This is a genomic window from Mycobacterium szulgai, from assembly GCF_002116635.1.
Classification (GTDB): domain Bacteria; phylum Actinomycetota; class Actinomycetes; order Mycobacteriales; family Mycobacteriaceae; genus Mycobacterium; species Mycobacterium szulgai.
Window position 1 is genome coordinate 1 of sequence record NZ_LQPW01000078.1, and the last position, 1414, is coordinate 1414.

3 protein-coding genes are annotated in these 1414 nt (G+C 63.9%); all 3 read left to right on the top strand.

Translation table 11 applies throughout. The features are described from left to right. The coding region (locus AWC27_RS12745) for an FAD-dependent oxidoreductase (RefSeq protein ID WP_211281622.1) at positions 1-492 on the top strand (492 nt) is incomplete at its 5' end. Next, the gene (locus AWC27_RS12750; RefSeq protein WP_276075343.1) at positions 489-1085 is read left to right on the top strand and encodes a DUF4389 domain-containing protein; all 597 of its coding nucleotides are present in this window, start codon (positions 489-491) and stop codon (positions 1083-1085) included. The genes AWC27_RS12745 and AWC27_RS12750, both read left to right, overlap by 4 nt. Further along, positions 1082-1414: class I SAM-dependent methyltransferase (locus AWC27_RS12755; RefSeq protein ID WP_139836971.1), on the top strand; the 333-nt coding region annotated here is incomplete at its 3' end. The genes AWC27_RS12750 and AWC27_RS12755, both read left to right, overlap by 4 nt.

Below are 1414 nucleotides of genomic sequence, written 5' to 3' on the forward strand. Positions count from 1 at the left end.
GGTGTCGACCGCGTATTGGCCGCATTGACCGACGAGCATCTGGCGCATTCGCCGTACCCGCATTTCCGTCATCGGCTTCCGCGGCAGGGCCGGGGCGCGCTGACATTGCTGGGCGACGCCGCGCACACGATGCCGCCCACCCTGGCACAGGGAACGAATCAGGCGCTGCTCGACACCATGGTGTTGTGCCGGGCGCTGTCCGAACTGCCGGCCGGCAGACTCGACGTTCCCAGCGCACTGCGCTGGTATGAGAAGACCAGGCGGCGCAAGGTCGCCGCCGTCTCCCGTGTGGCGTCACTACAGGTGTGCCACGGCGAGTCGGTGCTGCGCCCGGCGTCGTTGCTCTCGGATCGCCTGCACACCTGGGCGCTGACCACATTTTTGCGTTGCACAAGCCATCACCGGATGGCAACAGAGATCACCCGGCAGCTCGCGGTGGCAACGAACCTACCGCCCTGTCCGTCGCGGCCGGCCCTAGGCGCAAAGCCATGAGTCACCCGTCCGATCCGATACGAGTGCGCGGCGAATGCGGCACTCCGTCGCGCTGGCTCTGGCTGGTCAAGTGGTGTGTGCTGGCAGTGCCGCACTATCCGATCTTGATCCTGCTCTACCTGGTCTATCCACTGCTGACAATCGTTGCGGGCGTTGCGATTCTGTGTACCGGACGCTACCCGCGCCGCATCTTCGACTTCAATGTCGGGATCCTGCGCTGGTCCTGGCGGGTCATGAACTACCGCTTTCCGATGAACACCACCGACCGCTATCCGCCCTTCACCCTGGCGTCGCGGCCGGACTATCCGGGCGATCTCGAGGTCGACTATCCGCAACGCTTGGCGAACTGGCCGGTGCTGGTGAAGTCGTGGCTGCTGGGCCTTCCGCAGATTTTGCTGTGCTGGGCGATGGAGCCGCTGCTGCAAGTGCTTTGCGTGATCAATGCGGTGTGGTTGCTGTGCGCCGGGACGATCCACCCGGGCATGTTCGACCTGTTGATGGGCATTGTCCGGTGGCGCTACCGGGTGGCTGTGTATGTATCTTTGATGCGTGACGAGTATCCACCGTTCCGACTCGATCTAGGTAGCCCATAACGCGCCGTAACCCCTTATTTCCGTACGTGTATCGATTCGGGCAGCCGGCCTTCGACCGGCTGTTCTATAACCGCTACCGCAGAGCGGCGATCACCCATGCGACCGGCCGGTTACTGATGGTCGGCCTCGGCCCGGGAACCGACTTGAAGTTTCTGCCGCCTGCAGTGACCTCGGTGGCCGCGGTGGAGCCGGTGGCGACGTTCCGCAGAATGGCATCTCGTCTTGCCGGTCGCCACGGCATCGCCGTCGACATCGTCGAGGGGACCGGCGAATCGATTCCCTTCCCGGACAACAGTTTCGACTCGGTGCACATCGGGCTGGTGCTGTGT